Genomic DNA, 21,811 nt, shown 5'->3' with positions numbered 1-21,811 from the left:
GCAGAATGGTCACAGCGTCAAGAAGAACAGATAATTGGTCGTCCTGCGCTTCTTTCATGGATACCGTCCTTGTTTTCGTCTCTACTCAAGCGAACTCGGCCTTGTAAACTAATAAATAAGCCTCTGTTAAACTGCGTGCGGTCATCTTTACTGCAAATTAGAAGACTGGCCGGGCTTCCCAATATACCTTCTTCATAAAAACGAATCACACGCCTCGGACCTTCTATTTTAAAGCCCTTGTTGACAGGCTCGATAACGCGAAAAAGCGTTTCATCCTCATCGCGTTTATCATTGAAATTATCATCTGCAAATACAATTTTTGTTTGATTCCAATCAGATACATCACAGGTTTTTAAATCTTCGGCGGGACAAACGGTCGCCCATGCGTGAGTGTCAATTGCCTGAAATCGCGCATAACGCAGCGCTGCATTTAAATCGTTAAGTTCAGCCACCATTTGACTGCGCTTTAAAATATCACCGGCTCCCGGTATCACAAACATAAATACAATGCTGGCAATCGCAAGGGTAATAAGTAGCTCTAGTATGGTCAGCCCTTGGTAATTAATTGCTCGCTTATTAATCGCAGGCACAGTTTACGTCCTCTTCTGTCGTCCTTGAAAGAAAAGTTTATGTCTTTTGCACCGCATAGATAACTGGCTTATAGATGCGTTTTAAATCATTTCATTTATTTTTATTGTCTTAAGCTTTTCCTAAGGTTCATCCTCTAAAGTGACTGGCATGATGTCCATGGGAGCGAAAAATGCAGTCTTCGTTTGAAATCAAACATAATGGAATGCCCTCACAATTGCAGCAGAACAATATTGTGCTGACAGACAGCAAGTGTGCAAAGGCAACTAAATATGCTTTCGAGATTTCAGCCTATCAAAAGAAAACGAGCGATCGCGCTAACGTAGAGCGCTTCATCAAAAATGGATTTTTAAGGGTATATGGTGCGAATATTAAAATCTCAATGCCTATACTTATCGCGATAAGACGCGGAGAATATAAAGCCGCACTTGGTATTCGAAGTGCAAACGACCGGCTTTTCATTGAACAATATCTGAAGCGACCAATCGAAGCAGAGCTTGCAGGCATCAATCGCTTAGTTCAACGATCTCAGATTGCCGAAGTTGGACACCTGTTTAGTAATACGAATAGGTTTGCATTGCCTCTTTTGCTTACAAGCGGCGTCTCGCTCTTTATGAACGAATACCGTTATTTAACATTTTGTGCAACTCAGCGGGTTCAAGATATTATCAAGGGCGCAGGTATACCCTTGCATGAACTGGCAGAAGCGAAAGCAGAAAAGCTGGCTGGCAACATTAATAACTGGGGCAGTTATTACTTAACACAACCTCGGGTAGTGGCTATTTCAACGAAAGAAATTATCCACGCTATTAATCGAACAAAAGCCTACCACGACATGTTCAATGCACTTATCCCCCGAATAAAACGCGTTGCCAAACAAATTGAAACATACTATGGCACATCAGAGGGATGCAGAAATTGAACCCATTGATGCTGGCAATTAATTCGCAACCACCTGAGTCAATTGCTGTTTGTGATGATAGCTCTACGCTGACCTATGAAGCGCTCATCAAGCAAGTAGAAGCCCTTGCTCAAAGCTTGACCGGGCAATCAGTGCAAAGCGTTGTGATATACGCTGAGAACTCTATCGATTGGCTCTTGCTGGATTTAGCATGCCAGAAAGCTGACATTCTGTTTACGCCCATTCCTTTATTTTTTAGTGACGAACAATTTGCGCAAGTACTTTCAGCCGTTCACGCTGATGTAATTTTCAGCTCAGTTTATCTGGGGCTTGGCAAAGCCATTCCATTTTGCACGCTACAACTTAAAGCAGAGCGACTTGATGCTGCTACCCGCCCAAATGTACCCAAAGATACCAGTAAAATCACTTTTACGTCTGGCTCAACCGGCCAACCAAAAGGCGTCTGTTTGAGCCTCTCTAACCAATACACCGTTGCAAAATCTCTGGTAGAAGTTATCGCGATAAGCAAGCCAAAACATCTTTGCCTGCTACCATTGCCCACTTTGCTCGAAAACATTGCTGGAATTTACGCACCCTTGCTTGCCGGTGGAACAGTCATATTAGCCAGTGACAAAGAACGAGGATTTTCAGGCAGTCGGGTTAATAACATAGAAAAACTGCTTGAATGCATTACTTTCCATCAGCCAAATAGCCTCATTTTGGTTCCTGAATTGCTACAACTTTTGATCAATGCATGTGCAAAAGGATTTAAAGCACCCTCTTCCCTTAAATTTATTGCGGTAGGTGGTGCAAAAGTATCGAATGCGCAAATTCAGCGAGCCAGAGCGTTTGGCTTACCCGTATGTCAGGGCTACGGACTTTCAGAATGTGCCTCTGTAGTTAGTTTAAGTCATTTGAACGATGACAGTGGAAGCTGCGGTAAATGCTTACCTCATCTGAAGTTGCGTCAAGAAAAAGGAGAATTAATTGTCACTGGTAACGCTTTTTTAGGTTACTTGAACGCGCCTCAGTCGTGGGGACAAAGCAGTGTCTATACTGGTGATCTTGTAGCACTTCGAGACAACAATTTATTTATTCAAGGGCGTATCAAGAATATCTTGGTCAACTCATACGGACGCAATATCTCTCCAGAGTGGATTGAGTCTGAGTTGCTCGCAACCGGCCTGTTTTTTCAGGCTGTAGTGATTGGCGATGCCAAACCTTTTCTAAGCGCGCTACTCGTTCCTTTAGACAAAGCGATAAAACAAAACCTTCTTGATTCTGCAATTGCGCAAGTCAATCACAGCTTACCCGATTACGCACAAATTCAGGCCATAATTTATTTAAAGTCACCTATGACTGTTGCTAAAGGCCTTTATACCGAAAACATGCGACCAAAGCGGGATGCTATTTACACCTATTACCAATCTCAAATTGAGCAGGTCTACCGCCAGACTTGCGTCTAGGAGTTATTTCATATGAGCCTTTATCAAAGATTAATAAACGAAACACAAGAGCAACGAGATTATCTGCTTTCATCCCCTATCATTCAACGGTGTTTTAAAGGAGATATTCAAGTTAGTGATTACGCTGCTTTTTTAACGCAGGCATATCATCATGTAAAACATACGGTTCCATTGCTCATGGCCGTCGGCGCAAAACTGCCTGATAACAAAGAATGGTTGCGTGAAGCGGTTGCAGAATACATTGAGGAAGAACTAGGCCATCAAGAATGGGTATTAAACGACATTGCTCAATGCGGCTTTAATAAAGAAGAGGCCCGAAAAAGTGAAGCTAATTTTGCGACTGAACTAATGGTGTCATATGCCTATGACGCGATTTCTCGCATCAGTCCCCTTACATTTTTCGGCATGGTTCATGTGCTAGAGGGCACCAGTATAGCAATGGCTGATAATGCCGCGCAAAGTATTCAAAAGGCGCTGAATTTGCCTGATAAAGCGTTTAGTTATTTGCGTTCTCATGGAAGTTTAGATCTTGAACACGTTAAATTTTTTGAAGGTTTAATGAATAAAATTGACGACAACGAAGAGCAAGAGCTTGTTCTCAATTCGGCGAAAAAATTCTTTATCCTTTACGGCAATATGTTTAGAAGCTTAAGTGCATCTGACGCAAACGCAATAGCGGCCTAAGGAAGAAGAAAATGAAAACATGTTTGATTACTGGTGCATCGGGTGGAATTGGCGCGGAGATTGCCAAGGCTCTTTCTTTAAATGGTTACAAGGTACTATTGCAAGGTCGAAATAAGGAAAAGTTAAGGGGTTTACAATGCAAACTGCATGGACCAAGTGACGTTATACCTGGTGACTTGACTCGTCAAAAAGACCGCGACGCAATTGTCGATGTAATAAGTGCTCACAGTGAACTCGATTTGCTCGTTAATGCGGCTGGCATTTCGCAGTTTTCAGCTTACGAGCAAACAGATGAGGCTTCTCTTACGCAGCTTATCACCACAAATTTGTTATCACCGATGTTGTTCATTCAAGCGTTTTTGAACGCTCACCGAGCAAATGCAAGCAGAGCAGACAATAAGACATTTAGCATTGTAAATATTGGCTCTGCATTTGGCTACATTGGTTATCCGGGATTTGCCGGCTATTGCGCCAGTAAGTTTGGCCTTAGAGGATTAACCGAGAGTTTATCTCGCGAATACGCTGACTCTCAATATCGCTTTGTTTACTTTGCACCACGGGCAACTCACACCAGCATTAATTCAGACAAAGTTCAGCAAATGAATCGGGCCTTAAAAAACACCGTAGATACACCCGAATTTGTGGCCAATGAGTTTATCCAATTTTTACAAAGTCATAAACGGGAGGCAACCGTTGGTTGGCCAGAAAAGCTGTTTGTAAAAGTAAATGCCGTCTTGCCTAAACTTGTTGATAAAGCAATGAAATCGAAATTACCGTTGATAAAGCAATTTCTGTGAATGCTTGTTAACAAATACTGGTCTTGGCGTCTGTATTTCACACGTCACGAGGCAAATACCATTTTTGCTAAAAAAGAGGAACACTTATGAAGAATTATTGTTTAACACTGTTTTTTGGTCTGTTAATGAGTCAATCAGTGCTCGCGCAAACATCAGTAAGCTTTGATAAAGAGCTTTTGAACATTCAGCACGAATGGGCGCGAGTTAATTATACATTGGCAGATGATGCACAAGAAAAGGGGTTTGAAGCGCTTGTAAACCAGGTTAAAGCGTTTCAGAGCGCTTACCCCGAGAGGGCTGAGCCTTTTGTCTGGTATGGCATTATTGAGTCGAGCTATGCGGGAGCGAAAGGTGGTTTAGGTGCACTTTCACATGCCAAGCAAGCTAAAAAATGGTTTGAAAAAGCTTTGGAAATAGACGAAAGTGCATTAGATGGATCGGCATATACCAGTTTGGGCGTGCTCTATCATAAAGTTCCAGGCTGGCCTATTGCATTTGGTGATGATGACGAGGCAAAGGCTTTGCTGGAAAAGGCACTTGCCATGAATCCCACCGGCATTGACCCAAATTATTTTTACGCTGAATTTTTATTTGATGAAGGTCAATATGAAAAAGCGAAAGCGCATTTACTCCTTGCGCTTCAAGCGCCAGCGCGTCCTGAACGTCCGTTAGCAGATGAATCTCGTCGTGCTGAAGTACAAACGCTGTTAGCCAAAACTGAAAGCAAATCGAAAAAGTAAAAGAGGCAAATGCGAATTTTATTGGTTGAGGATGATATTCCGCTCGCTGAGGGACTAAAGCAGTCCCTAAAGCGTGAAAAGTATGTGGTGGACTGGGTTAAAACAGGCAAGCTAGCCATTACTGCCGCGCATCCTGAAGATACGGATATGGTAATACTCGATTTAGGTTTACCTGATATGGATGGCCTCGATGTTCTTCAGCAGCTTAAAAACACGCTTTGTGAGTTACCTGTTTTGATCCTTACAGCAAGAGACGGGATTGATAGTAAAGTCAAAGGCTTGGATCTAGGGGCTGAAGACTACCTTGCCAAACCTTTTAATATAGAAGAACTGCTTGCACGCATTCGCGTGATCGAACGACGGCTGGGCACAGGCTTATCATCAAAAATTACGATTGGCTCGCTCAGCTTGGATACCAAGGCACAGCTCGTTTTTATTAATAACGAAGAATTGAAACTCTCAAGCAAAGAGTACATGATCGCCAGAACACTTATTGAGAATGCTGGCCGAATTCAGTCAAAAAATCAGTTGGAAAGCAAGCTTTATGAATGGGGTGAAGAAGTCAGTAGTAACACCATAGAAGTGCATATTCACAATTTAAGAAAAAAACTCCCCGACGGTTTTATTCAAACCATCCGCGGAGTCGGATACATAGTGAGAAAACCTTAGTGTCGATAAAAAAGCAATTGACGAGTCTTATTATTTCGACCGTCATACTAGCGACCTTTTTTGCCGCACTTCAGGGTTATCGAAATAGCCTGAATCAACTGGATACTGTGTTTGATCAAGAACTGCTATCCGTCGCAAATTTTCTATCGAGCATGACAGGAAAGGAATCAACTTTTCCATCAAGTATCGACAGCAATATTGTATTTCAGCTTATTCAGGACGAGCAGGTTATAAGTGCCAGTCAAAATGCACCAAAAGATCCAATCAGGGTGAATAAAAATACTTTTGGCGAAGCCACTTTTTTCGGACAACGGTGGCGAACCTATGCCACCGAATCGGACTATGCATTGGTAATTGTAGCTCAGCCCTTAAACCTGCGGAGTAATTCAGCAGAAGAAATATTGTTAGTCACCCTCCAGCCAATCATTCTGGCTATTCCACTGATTGCGATACTGATTTACTACATCATTCAAAAAAGTTTAGGTGCCCTAACATTTTTATCGACACAGTTAAGACAAAAAAGCGCGGATGATTTGTCTGAAATAGACGTGCCTTCACCTCCTGAGGAGTTAAAACCTGTAATACATCGACTCAACAGCTTATTCAGTCGACTTGATCAAGCGTTTGAAAGAGAAAAACAGATAAGTGCAAACGCTGCTCACGAACTTAGAACACCAATGAGTGTGTTAAGTTTAACCGCTCACAACATCGAACAAGAGTTTAATGCCGGTAATTTAACTGGCGAATTAATCGATGAGCTTAAAGCGAATATTGAGCGACAAGCTCATGTTATAGAACAAATGATTGCCTTGTACCGATTTGCACCTGAGCAATTTCAACAAAAACTAAAGCCCGTAGACCTGGCACTGCTTTTACAGGAAATTATTGCACAAAATTTTCATCAAATTGACGCAAACTCACAAACAATTTCGCTTGAAGGGCAAGATGCTACAGTGATGGGAGAGTATTTTGCTCTGTTTACTTTGTTTGAAAACATCATTAAAAATTCCATTAAATATAGTGGTATCGGAAGCCGGATTTTGGTCTCTCTGGCCTCTGATGAGGCCGATAATGAAAAATATGTAGATATTTGTATCGAAGATTCTGGTCAAGGCTTAAAAGATGAAGTTCTTAATAAGATATTTGAACGCTTTTATCGAATAGACAGTGAACAATCTCGCGTAAAAGGCTCTGGTTTGGGCTTATCTATTGCAAAACATATTGTATCGTTGCACAAAGGAGAAATACGCTGTTCTAAATCAGCGTTAGGAGGCTTGAAAACTTGTATTCGTTTTTCGGCACATGGTGATATAGATGAAGTTTCGCGGTAAACAATTAGGTGCTTTTATTTGCTTGAGCGCCTTTATGTTTGCCAGGCCCGCTCTAGCTGAAACACCAATCTATCGCTTGGTGCTTGAAAATCATGTCTTTTCACCAAGCAAGCTGCGTATTCCTCCTAATACAAAAGTGAAAATTATTATTGAGAACAAAGACGAAACTGCTGAGGAGTTTGATAGTTTTGACTTGAATCGTGAACGAGTGATTTTTGCTCAACGTGAAGCTAGCATTTTTATAGGCCCCTTGCCGATTGGCCGCTACGAATTTTTTGGTGAATATCACCCTAACTCTGCCAGAGGATATGTGATAGTAGAGGAAGAAAGCCTATGATCTCCAACACTGTCGTTATCTTTTTACGAGATTTACTTCCTATTTTTATCTTGTTTGCATACATCAGCAATATGCCCATAAACACAAATCTGTTTTCGCATTTCTGGAAGAAATTGATAAGTGTAGGCACTGTAGTTGCTACGCTTTTGATTTACGTCACTACCGAGTACATAAGTGAGATTTTTGAAGGGCGTGGAATTGAATTATCAAGCGCTGCCGCGCTGATATTCGTTTGGCTGAGTTTAGTTTTGATTACAGTGTTTACGCAGTTCCTTACGTCTGGCTTGCGCGCGTTATTACTGGGCATTTCCCTCGTGCTATTTACCGCGATCCAAAGCGCGGAGTTCCTGATTTATTTTGGCGTTTTTGCGCAGTATTCAGATAATCTGCCAAGCATTCTCATTGCCTGTATTTTGGGCTTGGGGATATGCATAAGCTTTACCGTTTTACTCAGATTTATCCTCTCTGAGTTGTTATTGTCTGGCAGGTCCGTGTTCTTTTATGGCTTGTGGTTTGCTTTTTTGGCCGGTCAGGTCAGTCAGGTAATTGGTTTGTTATCGCAAGTGGACATAATTGATGACGCGCCCGCGCTTTTCAGTCTGCAAGCTTTGATTAGCAACGCGTCAGAGTATGGCCATGCGCTTCACGCTTTAATAGGCTACGAATCATCCCCTAACGTCCGCTTAATTGGGCTTTACCTTATCACTTTTCTATTGCCGCTTTTATTAAAAATACTTGTAGATAGGCAAGATCAATCCGCGTATCGCGAGGGTAACCAAAAATGAACCGAATATGCCTTCTTATCAGCTTATTTCTCGCTTTTACCTTCGGCATGATCACCAAGGTATCCGCCGATGGAATGGTAGTGGACAAAGTTTATCATCCATACGTTACAGCCAACGAAAGAGAGTTTGAATGGCGTTTTATGTCAAGTCAAACAGATGAGTTTAATTTACTGACTCAACGATTTGGTTACGGGCATGCATTTTGGGAAACAGTTGCGCTTGAATTTTATGCCATAGGAACGCGTAATGAGCAAAACGATTTTGAATTATCGGGTTACGAAATTGAAACTCGCTGGATGATGACGCAGCAAGGTCAATACTGGGCCGACTGGGGTTGGGTGCTAGAGCTCGAAAAACAAGACGCAAAAGATAACTATGAAGCTTCTCTTGGCCTTTTGTTTGAAAAAGAACTTGGCAGAACCAGTCTTACTTTAAATCTCTTTGCTATTCGAGAGTGGGGCGAGAGTATTGAAAGTGAGTGGGAAAGTGAGTTTCGATTACAATACCGATACCGATACTTGCCTGAAATACAGCCTTCAATTGAAATTTATGCTGGCGAAGATTTTATAGGGATTGGTCCTGGCTTTATGGGCGTTTATCGCATAGAAGGTCAAAAGCAAATTAAGTGGGATGCCGGTTTTATTACTGAAATAGCGCATTCGGGTAAAAACCATACATTTCGTTTTGCTATTGAGTACGAGTTCTAATTGAGTGACCGTTGTATTTATACTTAAATCAGTTTATTGGCTTGACCAACTGCGATAGGTCAGGCGCGTAGAGCCCGCGACCGAGAATACCTTCTATGTAATCAAAAGCCATACCCCTTTCAAGTTGAATATTATTTTTGCATTGATTTTAAAACTGCTGCAACTATCAAAAATTTCCTGCGTAAGTTGAGGTAAGCATTCGCTGCATCATTTTGAGGTCTTGTGCTTTTAGGTGCAAAAACCAATGAACTGCGAATTGCCCACAATCTACTCAACAGCAAAAATGAACTAATGTTATTCAACAAGGAAAAAGTATGACTTCTTACAAAAGTATTTCATCCATAGTGTTACTTAGCGCAACATTATTAGGTGTAAGCAACGCGAACGCTTCGATAATTGCAAGCCCTGCCACGATTATCCATGAAGTAAACGTAAATTTTGATACCGCTGATGAACTGCGTCCAACAGTAGATGATTTTCGTGATATCTTAGGACCACTCAATGCAAATGCGCCGGTAAATGGTGATCCTAATGGTCGTAGGCAGATTGATTGGGATGCCGCTCCCGACTCAATTTCGGATCCTAATCCCTTTCCCGGAGACTTTTTCAACGGTGACTCGGCGCCACGGGCACGCGGAATCGAATTTCGTGAAACCGGAGATACTACAGGCTTTGAGCTAAGTGCCACTGAAGCGTCGGGCATAGATCCATTGTTTGGCCTACCCACAGATTTTCAGGCTTTTTCGGCAGAGCGCATTTTTCGTCAAGTTGGCGGTGACACTTTTGATGTGCTGTTTTTTGACCCCGCTGACCAAAGCACACCTGCTCTGAGTTCTGGTTTGGGCGTTGTCTTTTTGGATGTTGAAGTTCCCGACATCGCTTCAATGATATTCTACGACCAATACGATAATGTATTAGCTGAACGAGATGTTGCGACTGGTAATGATATCGGGTTTTCTTTTTTAGGTTTAATATTTGATGCACCAACCATTGCTCGTGTTTCCTTTACGCTTGGAGGCGGGAATGTCGCCATGGATGACTTTATCTTTGGCGAGCCTATTGCGATAAATGAAGTTCCCGTTCCGGCTACCGCACTGTTGTTTATGTTAGGGGTGGCAGGGGTGACTGCCCGTAGAGTTTTTAAAACCCATTAAGCATCTATTTTTGTCTCAGATACTTATTATTTTAGCAATGTGTCAGACTTTTTGTGTATATCTGAGAGTGATTTATGTCGCATCGCTACGAGAAGTCCAAAGAAAAACCCCTTGAAACAGAGTCTCAAGGGGTCTTGTTTGGGAGGTTCCCGCTTTCGCGGGAATGACGGTCAGCTTACATCATGCCGCCCATTCCGCCCATGCCGCCCATATCAGGCATTGCTGGTGCGTCTTCCTTTGGCAATTCGCCTACCATCGCTTCGGTAGTGATCATTAAGCTTGCAATAGAAGCGGCGAATTGTAATGCAGAGCGCGTTACTTTAGTTGGGTCCAAAATACCCATTTCAATCATATCGCCGTAAGTGTCGTTGCCAGCATTGTAACCAAAGTTACCTTCGCCGTTTTTAACTGCATTGGTAACTACGGAAGCTTCAGCACCTGCGTTGCTAGCGATTTGACGAAGCGGTGCTTCCATTGCGCGTAGCGCTAGTTTAATACCAAGCGTTTGGTCTTCATTATCACCAGTTAAGTCCGCAAGGGCAGCAGCAGCGCGTACTAATGCAACACCACCACCTGGGACTACACCTTCTTCAACCGCGGCGCGCGTTGCATGAAGTGCATCTTCAACGCGTGCTTTTTTCTCTTTCATTTCAACTTCAGTGGCAGCACCAACTTTGATTACGGCTACACCACCAGCTAGTTTAGCCAAGCGCTCCTGAAGCTTTTCTTTGTCGTAATCAGAGCTTGATTCTTCAATCTGAGCACGGATTTGATTACAACGCCCTTCAATTGCGTCCTGCTCACCAGCACCGTCTACAACGGTTGTGTTGTCTTTATTGATAACAACGCGCTTCGCTGTACCTAAGTCTTCAAGCTGCACTTTTTCAAGCTCTAAACCAATTTCTTCAGAAATTACGGTACCGCCAGTGAGTGTTGCGATATCTTGTAGCATTGCTTTACGACGGTCGCCAAAACCAGGGGCTTTAACCGCAGCCACTTTAACAATGCCACGCATGTTATTTACCACTAGCGTGGCAAGTGCTTCACCTTCAACATCTTCTGCAATTATCAAAAGAGGCTTAGATGATTTCGCAACAGCTTCTAATGTAGGAAGCAATTCACGAATGTTTGAGATTTTCTTGTCAACAAGCAAGATGTAGGGGCTTTCTAGTTCAACTGTGCCGCCTTCTTGATTGTTGATGAAGTAAGGAGAAAGGTAACCGCGGTCAAACTGCATACCCTCAACCACGTCTAACTCGTTTTGAAGTGCCTGGCCTTCTTCAACGGTAATTACGCCTTCTTTACCCACTTTTTCCATTGCTTTTGCAATGATGTCGCCTACTACTTCGTCAGAGTTTGCAGAGATAGTCCCTACCTGAGCGATAGATTTGCTGTCTGCACAATCGGTAGAAAGCTTTTTAAGCTCTTCAACGGCTGCGATAACCGCTTTATCAATACCACGCTTAAGGTCCATTGGGTTCATGCCCGCTGCAACCGATTTCAAACCTTCGGTAACAATCGCTTGTGCAAGAACCGTTGCGGTAGTAGTACCGTCACCGGCTTCGTCGTTTGCTTTAGACGCAACTTCTTTAACCATTTGTGCGCCCATATTCTCGAATTTATCTTCTAATTCGATTTCTTTTGCTACCGATACACCGTCTTTAGTGATAGTAGGTGCGCCGAATGATTTGTCTAGTACAACGTTGCGGCCTTTTGGACCAAGGGTTACTTTTACTGCGTTAGCAAGAACATTAACGCCTTTGAGCATTTTTGTGCGAGCGTCGTCGCCAAAACGAACTTCTTTAGCTGCCATGTGTTTAATCCTCTAAATACTTTGATTTTCGAATCTGATGTTTACGTAAGCGGTAGGCGCTTAGTCTTCTACCACTGCCAAGATGTCGCTTTCGCTAAGGATAAGCACTTCTTCGCCGTCCAGTTTTTCTGTTTTTACGCCGTAACCATCGTTAAAAATTACAGAGTCGCCTACTTTTACGTCTAGCGCTTTAACATCACCGTTGTCTAACACGCGACCGTTACCTACAGCGATAACTTTACCGCGCGTTGATTTTTCTGCTGCTGAGCCAGTTAGCACGATGCCACCAGCGGATTTGCTTTCTACTTCTTCGCGCTTGATGATGACGCGGTCGTGTAAAGGACGAATTGCCATTTTCAAATCTCCTGAAAATTCCAATAAAGATTAGTATTTATATAAACACTCAATCTGAGTGGGGTTGACACATCTTTATGATGTGAATGCTTAACTGCTAAGCTAAGTGGGGATAGCTATAGGGATCTCAAGTCAAAAAATAAAAAAATTTTTGCTTTTTTTTATTTCGTACTGATTTTTCACTCACAATGTTCCTGTCGTGCCTTAGGTTTGTGCTTGCTTGGGTTTGTGCTTATAAGTCTTCAAACCAGCCTTAATTTAAACGATCATTTCTATTATCGGCATCAGCATTGTCAGAGGGCGTTTTATCCTGATATTCACCGTCTATCGTTTCGCCCCGACTGGCGGAGCTGGACGATGAACCACTTGGAGAGCCGTTTTGATGCTTACGCTCATCATCAGAATATCGGGTGCGCTGCTCGAAGTAAGTGAAGGTAAATCCTCCATCCTTGGCGCTATTTTTGGCACTGTTTTTGACTTGATACGCCACGAACTGTTTAACTAAGGCTGCTGCAATCGGTGCTCTGGTGAAGGGCAAGGTAAAAAGTAAACCGATGATATCGGTGATAAAGCCAGGTGTGACTAAAAGCACGCCTGCAATTAACAAAAGCAGCCCTTCAGATATTTCTTTGCCGGGTAATTCACCCTTGGCCGTTTTGAGCTGAACATTTTGCAGTGTTTGCAAGCCCTCGCGCTTAACAAAAAACGCACCAATAAAAGCGGTGGCGATCACAATAAAAAAGGTATTCCAACCACCAATGGTATCGGAGACGTTGATGATCAACATGATCTCAGAAATAGGCAAAACAACAAATAGAATAAAAAGAAAAAGCAAAATAATTGCGCCTCTGGCTATTGTTCACAAAAATCAGCACTTACTGTGCTAACTCAAGCTCTAGTGTATACTTTTTATAAGTTGGGATGAAATCACATTATTCAAACCAAATTGATATCAAGTTAGTATTTACTTCGTGATTAATGCGCTTTTCCTTTTTATATGCAACCTGATATGCAAACTTATACGCAAACTTTAAAAAGCCGAGCTTGCATTGAAATTATTATGCCTTGCACACGGTCAATGCCTAGAGTCAATGTACATAAGCGAAACATTTTTAATTCTTAATGGTGGTAAAAAACGTTGTTTAAAGTTGTAAGAAAACCCATGCAGTGTAAGCCTCACATTTATGCTTTTTTAATAAATGTAGTCGATATCAAACGTCATACCAAGAGCGTTTACAGGATGCTTTCGATGCTAAGCGTAAGCTTTGCTTTTAGCCTGTTATTTGCCACAGGAACCTATGCACAACAAACCCCAGAATCTATATTTTCAAACTCCCCCACCTTTTTAAAAGTTGAAGAAGCATTTGGCTTTGACTATGAGCAGCGCGATGGCGAGTTAGTCATTAAATGGGATATTGCAGATGGCTACTACTTATATAAAAAGCAGTTTCAAACCGCAACAAAAGACGTTTCGCTCGGCGAGCCTGTGTACCCCGCTCATGAAACCATAGAAGATGAATTTTTTGGTCTATCGGATGTGTTTTTTGAAGATATGCAAATTACGTATCCGATTATTCAAGCGGCGCAAGATGGTCAAGTCAAACTGCGTTTTCAGGGATGCGCGGAAGCCGGACTTTGCTACCCGCCAACAACCAAAGTGATATATCTTGATGAATACTCACCAACTCAAGGTGATGCAATCGCTCAAACAGAAGGCGGCGAAGCAGTTTCAAGCCAATTTACCCTGGCCGAACAGCTCTTATCTGACCAAAGTCTTGCCATCTCTCTAGGTGTACTTTTGCTTTTAGGTATCGGTTTGGCCTTTACACCTTGTGTTTATCCAATGTATCCAATTTTATCCAGCATTGTAATTGGCAAGGGTAAGCAAGAAATTAAGCTCTCAAAAGCGTTTACCCTGTCTTTTGTTTACGTGCAGGGAATGGCAATCACCTACAGCATTTTGGGCCTCATTGTTGCCTCTGCCGGCGCGCAATTTCAAGCTGCGTTACAAAACCCGATATTGCTTGGCATTTTCATTATCCTGTTTGTAGCACTAGCGCTTGCCATGTTTGGATTGTATGAAATTCAGCTTCCATCAAAATGGCAGGAAAAGCTAAACAGTCTGTCAAACGAGCAAAAATCAGGCAACCTGGTGGGCGTGTTTATAATGGGCGTAATTTCGGGCCTTGTGGCTTCACCCTGCACAACGGCCCCCCTTACTGCCGTGTTACTGGTGGTTGCGCAAAGTGATTCCCTCTTATTTGGGTTTTCAGCGCTTTATGCCTTGAGTCTGGGAATGGGCATTCCGCTTATACTGTTTGGCATGACTGGCGGTAAGTTATTGCCAAAAGCGGGCAGTTGGATGAATGTGATAAAAGTCTTTTTCGGCTTTATGATGCTCACCGTTGCCATTTTGTTTATTGAACGTATTTTTGTAGCGCCATGGACAGAGTTTTTATGGGCAGCGCTTGGTCTTAGCCTCTTTGCCTACCTGTATACGGTCAATCAGAACACGCAAACCACTTTTGTCAAAGGGATACGTAACCTGGTTATTTTATCGGGCTTTGTGTTTTCCTTTATGTATGGCATGTATGCGATGCAGCTCAACGGCCTAACTGGCGGCTTAGGCTTTACCAGCGCAGTAGATCAAAACACGCAGAAAGCCCATCCTGAATGGGTGGTGGTTCGTGATCTGGATGATTTAGATATGAAAATTGCCCAAGCAAATACTGAAGGCAAGAGCGTGATGGTAGATTTATACGCAGATTGGTGCGTAGCCTGCAAAGAATTTGAGAAATATACCTTTCCTGATCCAGCGGTAATTGAAGCACTGAACAACACCGTATGGATGCAGATAGACTTAACTGAGAACACGCCAGTCAATTTGGCCTTTCAGGAAGAGTTCAATATTCTGGGGCTTCCCACCATTTTGTTTTTTGATGAACAAGGCAGAGAACTTACGCGCTCTCGCGTCACCGGGTTTATGAAAGCTGAGGCGTTTGCTGCGCATGTCGATAAGGCACTAAGGCAATAAACTCTCTGCGCTGCCTGCATTAACTGCGCTGTCTGCATTAAATGCTTAATAAAATTTTCCAAGCAAAAAACCGTACTTTACGATTCAGCTTAAGCATCCCGCGTTAAAGCGGGATGCTCCGCATCAGCTATCTTCTCCCTAACACAATTAAAACACTAAACTTTTTAATTTTTCGCACGATAACAACTATACCGAACCTGTTTCTTTCAATAATTGCAAAACGACAATTAAGACAAGCAAATTGCGTCAAAATTATTACGCAAGCGCGTCAAGTCTTTGTTGTTGCGCCATTGATTGGAAAGAGGTAATTTGCCTGCCCGATAAAAGAGTGTGTAATGCGTATAATTAGCCCCAAGGTATGGATTAGTATAATTTCAGCGGTATTGCTTGCCGCTGGTTTTCTCTATTTCAACTACAACTTATTGGCCTTTCTTATTTTAAGTTTAGGTCTTGTTGGTCTCGCGGTTTATGTCAACAAAGCAAACCTGACTCATGAACAAAACGAAAAACATCCGTCGTTGCAAGAAACACAAAAAGCACAAATATTTAGCGAGTTTGCGATACTACGTGATGAGTTTATACCAACCCTTCAAGAAAGTGAGTCTAACATTGCGGCCATTAAAAGCACGCAGGACGATGCGGTAGAAACCTTAAGCAGCAGTTTTTCGCGCCTTCAGGTATTGGTCAATGAGCAAGCAGAAACAATCCAGCGTCTAATTCGGGCGGAAAGCTCAGGAGAGCTTCTTTACAGCGAAAAAATGCGCGTTTTTGCTGATAGTACCGCCTCTACCTTGGACAAATTTATCCAGTCAACGGTGGACATGTCAGCTTCGTCGATGGCTTTATTGGATCAAGTAACAGAAATTTACGAGTCGGTTCCACAGGTGTTAAAAGCCGTAAAAGATATCGACAGTATTGCAGATCAAACAAATTTACTGGCGCTAAACGCTGCCATTGAAGCCGCTAGAGCCGGCGAACACGGTCGAGGCTTTGCAGTGGTGGCTGATGAAGTTCGTTCCCTGTCAAACCGCTCTTCCCAATTTTCAGATGCTATTCAAGCTCAATTAAAAGCAATGTCTCAGCAGATTGAAGGGCTCACAGGAGAAGTCGGGCGATTAGCCAGTTACGATGTAAGTTATGTGATTGATGCCAAAAAAGATATTAACGAAGCACTTCAAAGCATCATTAAAAAAGCAGAGTCAGATTCGAAGGTTACCATGGGTTTGGAGCGCGTCGCTCACGATCTGGAAGATTCTCTCTCGCAAGCCATCAGGGGCTTACAGTTTGGCGATATAAATGGCCAAAATCTTGCATTTACTCTTGAAACCTTGCGCTTTGTCCGTCAGCAAGTCGAACATTTGACACCTGAAAATATTGAAGAGATAAGCGCTCAAGTCCATGGCTATCTTGAACGCTTGAGAGGACGAAAGCGTGATAAACACAACCCGGTTTCTGCTACCAATATGCAAGCAGGCGACGTGGATTTATTTTAATTAAACCCGAATCCTTTCGGTTTTTAGCAAGCAGTAATTAGGAATAATGACAATGAGTGAGCGTTCACTACAAGTACCAGAGCGGTTTGATTTTGGTTATCACAAAGAGTTTACCGAACAATATCAAGGCATTTTGCAAAGCGATGGAGTCACTGATATCGCTTTGGATTTTAGCCGGGTTAGTTATTTGGACAGTTCGGCCTTAGGCATGATGGTGCTTTTCCAGAAAAAGGCGAAAAGTAAAAATATCAATGTCCGTATTCGTGGCGCAAAAGAAAGCGCTCGTGAAATTTTAACTATCGCGAATTTTGATCGTTTGTTCGAGATTTCGTAAGCCTCTCACTCAGAGGCTAAAGGCAATGCTATGCGCGTTCTGATTATTGAAGATGACAGTTTATTCGCTGAAATCCTGCAAACTTTTTTAGAAGACAACAATTGCACAACACTTGTTGCCGATAGCATTGCTTCTGCCAAGCTCCATTTGCAAAGCTCCATTTTTCAGTTTGCGTTATTGGACAATCATTTACCTGACGGCAGTGGTATCCATTTTATTGATTTTTTGAAAAATGAACTGCCTCATGACAAACCGCTTCCCGTTATGATGATAACCGCGGATGAAAATCAAAACCTCATGCTTGAAGCTTTTGAAAAAGGCGCCGATGATTTTCTAGTCAAACCACTCTCACTTGATTTGCTCTGGCAAAAAATGCAGCGCGTCAATAGCCTCTATCAAAAAGAAGCGCAGCTTGCTGAACAAGCTCAGCATTTATCCAGTTTATTGAATAAACAAGAGCATGAAGAGCAGCTCGCTCGCTACGTATATGAGCACGTGGCATCAACATTAAATACTGAAACAGAATGCGTTGACACCTACATTCAATCGTCCAGCTCATTTAATGGCGATGTATTTATTTGCGATACCGCACCAAACGGCAACCGCTTTGTCATTCTTGCCGATGCCACGGGGCATGGCCTTGCCGCTGCAATTAGTATCTTGCCCTTGGTTGCCACAATTAAAGCCATGATCCGTAAAGGTTTATCGCTTGCCCACATTGTGCACGAAGCGAACAAAAAGCTATGTATTGAGCTACCTGACGACAAGTTTGTCACGCTCATTGGGGTAGAAATTAACTTCAGCAAACAAAAGCTTGACCTTTTTAACGGCGGCATGCCAGACATTATCGCCATTAAACACGACAAAACCCTGGAACGCTTTGCCTCTTCCTCCATGGCGCTGGGTATTTTGGAACCGGAAGATTTTGATCCCGGAATTGTTAGCATGCAGACGCATTCTGTCAGTAATCTTTTCTTTTTCAGTGATGGGCTTATCGAGCAACAAAATCCCTTTAAAGAAGAATTTGGGATGGCAAGAGTGCTCGATGTATTAGAAAAGAACACGGGTAAAGAAGGCTTGCTCAGTCAAGTCGTGAATCATTTTACGGTTTTTAATGAAATGGAAGAGCTTCAGGATGATTTATCGATTTGCGATTTGCAAATTGCTGCGCTAATGGATGCGCATCTTTATCAAAAGAAACAAACGACTTTAAGCAACACTGGCAAACTTTGTGCAAGTATTCAATTGGAAGGCGGCTTGATTGGGACATCAGACATTGTTGGATGCTTTGATAGTTTGATGCGTTGCGCCGATGTGGTAGGCGATATGAGACAGCGCGCCTTTACCGTTTTTGCTGAACTTATTAGTAATGCGCTTGACCACGGCATTCTTGGTCTTGATTCAAAATTGAAAAATGACTACGCCGGCTTTGCCGAGTATTTAATGCTTAAAGAAGAGCGCTTGGCGTCAATCGACGAAAACGAAAGGCTCGAGATGCACTTTGAATTTAATCCCAAAACAAGTGAAATCGCTTTTTCAATAAAGGATTCGGGGAAAGGCTATGAAGTGAAAGGAACAGGCGAAATGGATGATGATTCCTTATCTGGACGCGGCCTTTCACTTATCGATCAATTATGTAAAAGCGTGGAGGTTACGCCTCCAGGTAATCAAACATCCGTCGTAATTAAAAGAGAGTTTTAAAACATGAGTAAACACATTTTGGTAGTAGACGACTCACCATCGATTCGTCAAATGGTGCAGGTAACCCTGAAATCAGCCAGTTACCAAGTGACCACTGCAGAAGACGGACAAGCGGCGCTCGATTTATGTAAGCGCATGCAGTACGACTTTGTGCTCACTGACCAAAACATGCCTCGAATGGATGGCTTAACCTTAATTAAGTCGCTACGCGCCTTAAGTTCCTACCGCTCAACCCCCATTGTTGTGCTTACCACTGAAGCGAGTGATAGCATGAAAGCGCAAGGCCGCGCGGCAGGCGCGACCGGGTGGATGGTGAAGCCTTTTGATCCGCAAAAACTGCTTGCAGTCGCTGCAAAAGTTTTGCCATAAGGAATCTTGTCTATGTCTGTCGACATGAGTCAATTCTTCGGCGTATTTTTTGAAGAAAGCCAGGAACACCTTGATGAGATGGAGCATCTTCTTATGGAGTTGTCTCTTGAGGCGCCTGATATTGAAGATCTCAACAGTATTTTCAGGGCAGCCCACTCTATCAAAGGTGGAAGCGGTGTATTTGGTTTTGATGCGCTAACAGGTCTTACTCATGTGATGGAAAACATCCTCGATTTGGCCCGCAAAGATGAACTTGTTATCACCAAAACGATTGTTGACCAACTTCTTGTCACCGTAGATACCTTAAAAAATATCCTTCACTGCTATCAAAACGAAGAAGAAATTAATTGGGCCGAAATTGAAACGGGTACTATTGCCCTTGAACAGCTTTTAAAAAGCGATGACGTTATTTCGGCCGACAGTTCCCAAACAGAAAATGGGCAAAAAGATGCTCAAAACGCACAGGCGAAAGATGAGATAGAAGGTTTTGGCCTTTTTGAACATCCTGTTACAAGCAACGATGATGATTTTGGCTTTTTCGAGCCACTAGATCCCGTGTCAGAAGAGAAGGCCTATGGATTCTACGAAGATGAAGAAGTTAAAAGCGAAAGCGATGCGAAAACATCTGCGCCAGTTAAAACTGATGATGATGGTTTTGGTTTCTTTGACGATGCATCTGGCGCTCACCAAATAATACCATCTGATGACAATCAATCTGATCTTAAGCAGGCCCCCCTATCTTCCACCTTGTCTCCAAGCGCAAACAAAACGGCGTCGGCTAAGCAGGCAGAGCCCTTAAAATCAACTAATGCAAATATTAAAGGCGCTGAGAAGTCAGCACCGCGCAAAGTAAAATCAGAAAACAAAGAATCCTCATCTATTCGCGTTGATACCAATAAAATCGACTCACTGGTCAATCTGGTAGGCGAATTGGTGATCACCCAGTCAATGATCAAAATCGTGGGCAAAGAAGTCCAGGGTGAAACGGAAGAGAAATTAGAAGGCGCAATTGGTGAGCTGTCTCGCAATATACGCGAAATTCAGGAAGCCGTTATGTCTATGCGCATGTTACCGATGTCCTTTGCCTTTAATCGCTTTCCACGGGTTGTGCGCGATTTGGCAGACAAGCTCGGCAAAGATGTCAATTTAGTTATTGAAGGCGGAGCGACTGAAATCGATAAAGGCATGATTGAAAAGCTTGTTGACCCGCTCACGCATCTGATTCGCAACAGTGTCGATCACGGCATTGAAATGCCTGATAAACGCAAAGCAGCAGGCAAAACCGCACAAGGCACCGTAATTTTGAGTGCGCAGCAGCGCGGTGGAAGCATTCTCATTAGCATTACAGATGACGGCGCAGGGCTCAACCGGGAGCGTATTCTTGATAAGGCAATTGCCAACGGTTTAGACGTAGCTGCGGATATTAAAGACGCCGATGTATGGAATTTGATTTTTGAGCCGGGTTTTTCAACAGCAGAAGCGGTGACCGATGTTTCAGGCCGAGGTGTTGGCATGGATGTGGTTCGACGAAATATTGAATCCATTGGCGGCTCTGTGGAAATTGAAAGTCATCAGGGCGTAGGCTCTGTATTTAGAATCAGACTGCCGCTCACGCTGGCAATTGTGGATGGCATGTGTGTCTCGGTTGGAGGACAGACTTACGTGATTCCGTTAACCAACATCATCGAATCCATGCAGCCCGCAAAAGAACAAATTAAAACCCTGGCAAAAGACAAGGTGCTGTGGGTTAGAGGGGAATATTGGCCATTGGTGCAAATGCACAAGTTGATGAATATAGATAATGCCAAAACCAATATCACCGATGCCATTGTGGTCTTGGTGGAAACCAGCCGCAAACGCTTTGGCATATTAGTAGATACCTTGGAAGGTCAGCAACAAGTGGTTATCAAAAGCCTGGAACAACATTATAAGCGCGTGCCCGGTGTGGCGGGTGCAACTATCATGGGCGACGGCAGTGTGGCCATGATTTTAGATATTGAAAGCATTGCCGCCGAGGTTAAAACCCCAAGTCATCAGGAGGTGCCCATTGTCAGCTAATGCAGCCGCTGCCGAACAGGCTACAAACGAAGAGCAACAAGAGTTTCTTACCTTTGTATTAGGTGATGAGAACTATGCGCTGGATATTATGACCGTCAAAGAGATCCGCGGTTATGAAAACGTCACAAAAATTGCAAATGCGCCCGATTTTATTAAAGGGGTGATTAACTTGCGAGGCGATATTGTTCCCATCATAGATTTGCGCATCAAATTCAATGTAGGTGAAGCAAGCTACAACGAATTCACTATCGTTATCATGCTTATGATTGGCGAACGAGTAGTCGGTATTGTAGTAGACGAAGTAAGTGACGTCATAAAAGTTAAAGAGAGTGAAATCAAGCCCCCTCCTGAATTTGGTGTGGCGTTTGACAGTGCATACTTGCACGGTTTAACCACCGTAAAAGATGACATGATCATATTAGTAAATATTCAAAAGCTGATTTCTTCTGACGAACTCGGCTTGTTTGACCCTAACGCTCAAGCGGAGTACGAGTAA

21 protein-coding genes and 1 pseudogene are annotated in these 21,811 nt (G+C 43.0%); 18 read left to right on the top strand and 4 right to left on the bottom strand.

Annotated features, from left to right (window positions below; genetic code table 11):
* Window positions 1–17: 17 nt before the first annotated feature.
* Window positions 18–590 carry a GspH/FimT family pseudopilin gene (locus tag D6V41_RS07765; RefSeq protein WP_136250911.1) on the bottom strand — a complete coding sequence of 191 codons (573 nt, stop codon included), beginning with the start codon at window positions 588–590 and terminating at the stop codon, window positions 18–20.
* 170 nt (window positions 591–760) lie between these two features.
* On the opposite strand from D6V41_RS07765, the gene D6V41_RS07760 reads away from it, so the two are divergent.
* The 11 genes from D6V41_RS07760 (at window position 761) to D6V41_RS07710 (ending at window position 10,159) form a co-directional block, all read left to right on the top strand.
* Window positions 761–1,510, top strand: coding sequence for a thermostable hemolysin (locus D6V41_RS07760; protein ID WP_136250910.1), 750 nt, complete (start codon window positions 761–763; stop codon window positions 1,508–1,510).
* A complete protein-coding gene (locus D6V41_RS07755; protein ID WP_136250909.1) occupies window positions 1,498–2,955 on the top strand; it encodes an AMP-binding protein in 1,458 nt (485 codons plus the stop codon). Before D6V41_RS07760 ends, D6V41_RS07755 begins: the two co-directional genes overlap by 13 nt.
* Before the next feature lie 12 nt (window positions 2,956–2,967).
* Window positions 2,968–3,639 carry an iron-containing redox enzyme family protein gene (locus D6V41_RS07750; protein ID WP_136250908.1) on the top strand — a complete coding sequence of 224 codons (672 nt, stop codon included), beginning with the start codon at window positions 2,968–2,970 and terminating at the stop codon, window positions 3,637–3,639.
* Window positions 3,640–3,650: 11 nt separating this feature from the next.
* Window positions 3,651–4,436, top strand: coding sequence for an SDR family oxidoreductase (locus D6V41_RS07745; protein ID WP_136250907.1), 786 nt, complete (start codon window positions 3,651–3,653; stop codon window positions 4,434–4,436).
* 86 nt (window positions 4,437–4,522) lie between these two features.
* On the top strand, window positions 4,523–5,176 hold the full coding sequence (locus tag D6V41_RS07740; RefSeq protein ID WP_241664465.1) for a tetratricopeptide repeat protein: 654 nt from the start codon (window positions 4,523–4,525) through the stop codon (window positions 5,174–5,176).
* Between the two features lie 9 nt (window positions 5,177–5,185).
* A complete protein-coding gene (locus tag D6V41_RS07735; protein WP_136250906.1) occupies window positions 5,186–5,845 on the top strand; it encodes a response regulator in 660 nt (219 codons plus the stop codon).
* Window positions 5,845–7,176, top strand: a complete 1,332-nt coding sequence (locus tag D6V41_RS07730) for a sensor histidine kinase (protein ID WP_136250905.1) — start codon at window positions 5,845–5,847, stop codon at window positions 7,174–7,176. Before D6V41_RS07735 ends, D6V41_RS07730 begins: the two co-directional genes overlap by 1 nt.
* Window positions 7,160–7,513, top strand: coding sequence for a cupredoxin domain-containing protein (locus D6V41_RS07725; protein ID WP_136250904.1), 354 nt, complete (start codon window positions 7,160–7,162; stop codon window positions 7,511–7,513). Before D6V41_RS07730 ends, D6V41_RS07725 begins: the two co-directional genes overlap by 17 nt.
* Window positions 7,510–8,298, top strand: coding sequence for a hypothetical protein (locus D6V41_RS07720; protein WP_136250903.1), 789 nt, complete (start codon window positions 7,510–7,512; stop codon window positions 8,296–8,298). The genes D6V41_RS07725 and D6V41_RS07720 overlap by 4 nt, the downstream gene beginning before the upstream one ends.
* A gap of 47 nt (window positions 8,299–8,345) precedes the next feature.
* Window positions 8,346–9,005: a hypothetical protein gene (locus D6V41_RS07715; RefSeq protein ID WP_241664494.1), complete on the top strand. Its 660-nt coding sequence runs from the start codon at window positions 8,346–8,348 to the stop codon at window positions 9,003–9,005.
* A gap of 314 nt (window positions 9,006–9,319) precedes the next feature.
* Window positions 9,320–10,159, top strand: coding sequence for a hypothetical protein (locus D6V41_RS07710; RefSeq protein ID WP_136250901.1), 840 nt, complete (start codon window positions 9,320–9,322; stop codon window positions 10,157–10,159).
* A gap of 175 nt (window positions 10,160–10,334) precedes the next feature.
* On the opposite strand, the gene groL is transcribed toward D6V41_RS07710, so the two are convergent.
* The 3 genes from groL to D6V41_RS07695 form a co-directional block, all read right to left on the bottom strand.
* Window positions 10,335–11,972 (bottom strand): chaperonin GroEL, encoded by a 1,638-nt coding sequence (gene groL, locus D6V41_RS07705; RefSeq protein ID WP_136250900.1) that lies wholly within the window; start codon window positions 11,970–11,972, stop codon window positions 10,335–10,337.
* A gap of 60 nt (window positions 11,973–12,032) precedes the next feature.
* The gene (locus tag D6V41_RS07700; protein WP_136250899.1) at window positions 12,033–12,326 is read right to left on the bottom strand and encodes a co-chaperone GroES; all 294 of its coding nucleotides are present in this window, start codon (window positions 12,324–12,326) and stop codon (window positions 12,033–12,035) included.
* Between the two features lie 253 nt (window positions 12,327–12,579).
* On the bottom strand, window positions 12,580–13,161 hold the full coding sequence (locus D6V41_RS07695) for an FxsA family protein (RefSeq protein WP_136250898.1): 582 nt from the start codon (window positions 13,159–13,161) through the stop codon (window positions 12,580–12,582).
* A 414-nt stretch (window positions 13,162–13,575) separates the two neighbouring features.
* Between D6V41_RS07695 and D6V41_RS07690 the strand changes: the two genes are divergently transcribed.
* The 7 genes and pseudogenes from D6V41_RS07690 to D6V41_RS07660 all read left to right on the top strand — a co-directional run bounded on the left by D6V41_RS07690 (window position 13,576) and on the right by D6V41_RS07660 (window position 21,811).
* Entirely contained in the window at window positions 13,576–15,360 is a 1,785-nt protein-coding gene (locus D6V41_RS07690) for a protein-disulfide reductase DsbD (protein ID WP_241664464.1), read from the top strand.
* Between the two features lie 335 nt (window positions 15,361–15,695).
* A pseudogene (locus D6V41_RS18440) lies at window positions 15,696–16,550 on the top strand (methyl-accepting chemotaxis protein); the annotation flags it as partial.
* A gap of 355 nt (window positions 16,551–16,905) precedes the next feature.
* On the top strand, window positions 16,906–17,187 hold the full coding sequence (locus D6V41_RS07680) for an STAS domain-containing protein (RefSeq protein WP_136250896.1): 282 nt from the start codon (window positions 16,906–16,908) through the stop codon (window positions 17,185–17,187).
* A 30-nt stretch (window positions 17,188–17,217) separates the two neighbouring features.
* Window positions 17,218–18,888: a fused response regulator/phosphatase gene (locus D6V41_RS07675; RefSeq protein WP_136250895.1), complete on the top strand. Its 1,671-nt coding sequence runs from the start codon at window positions 17,218–17,220 to the stop codon at window positions 18,886–18,888.
* Between the two features lie 3 nt (window positions 18,889–18,891).
* Window positions 18,892–19,257: a response regulator gene (locus D6V41_RS07670; RefSeq protein WP_136250894.1), complete on the top strand. Its 366-nt coding sequence runs from the start codon at window positions 18,892–18,894 to the stop codon at window positions 19,255–19,257.
* Between the two features lie 12 nt (window positions 19,258–19,269).
* A complete protein-coding gene (locus D6V41_RS07665; protein ID WP_136250893.1) occupies window positions 19,270–21,315 on the top strand; it encodes a chemotaxis protein CheA in 2,046 nt (681 codons plus the stop codon).
* Entirely contained in the window at window positions 21,305–21,811 is a 507-nt protein-coding gene (locus D6V41_RS07660) for a chemotaxis protein CheW (RefSeq protein WP_136250892.1), read from the top strand. Before D6V41_RS07665 ends, D6V41_RS07660 begins: the two co-directional genes overlap by 11 nt.

Origin of the sequence: Ningiella ruwaisensis (genome assembly GCF_004798935.1) — a bacterium.
Lineage (GTDB): Bacteria > Pseudomonadota > Gammaproteobacteria > Enterobacterales > Alteromonadaceae > Glaciecola > Glaciecola ruwaisensis.
This window is presented reverse-complemented; position numbering and strand designations above follow the sequence as displayed.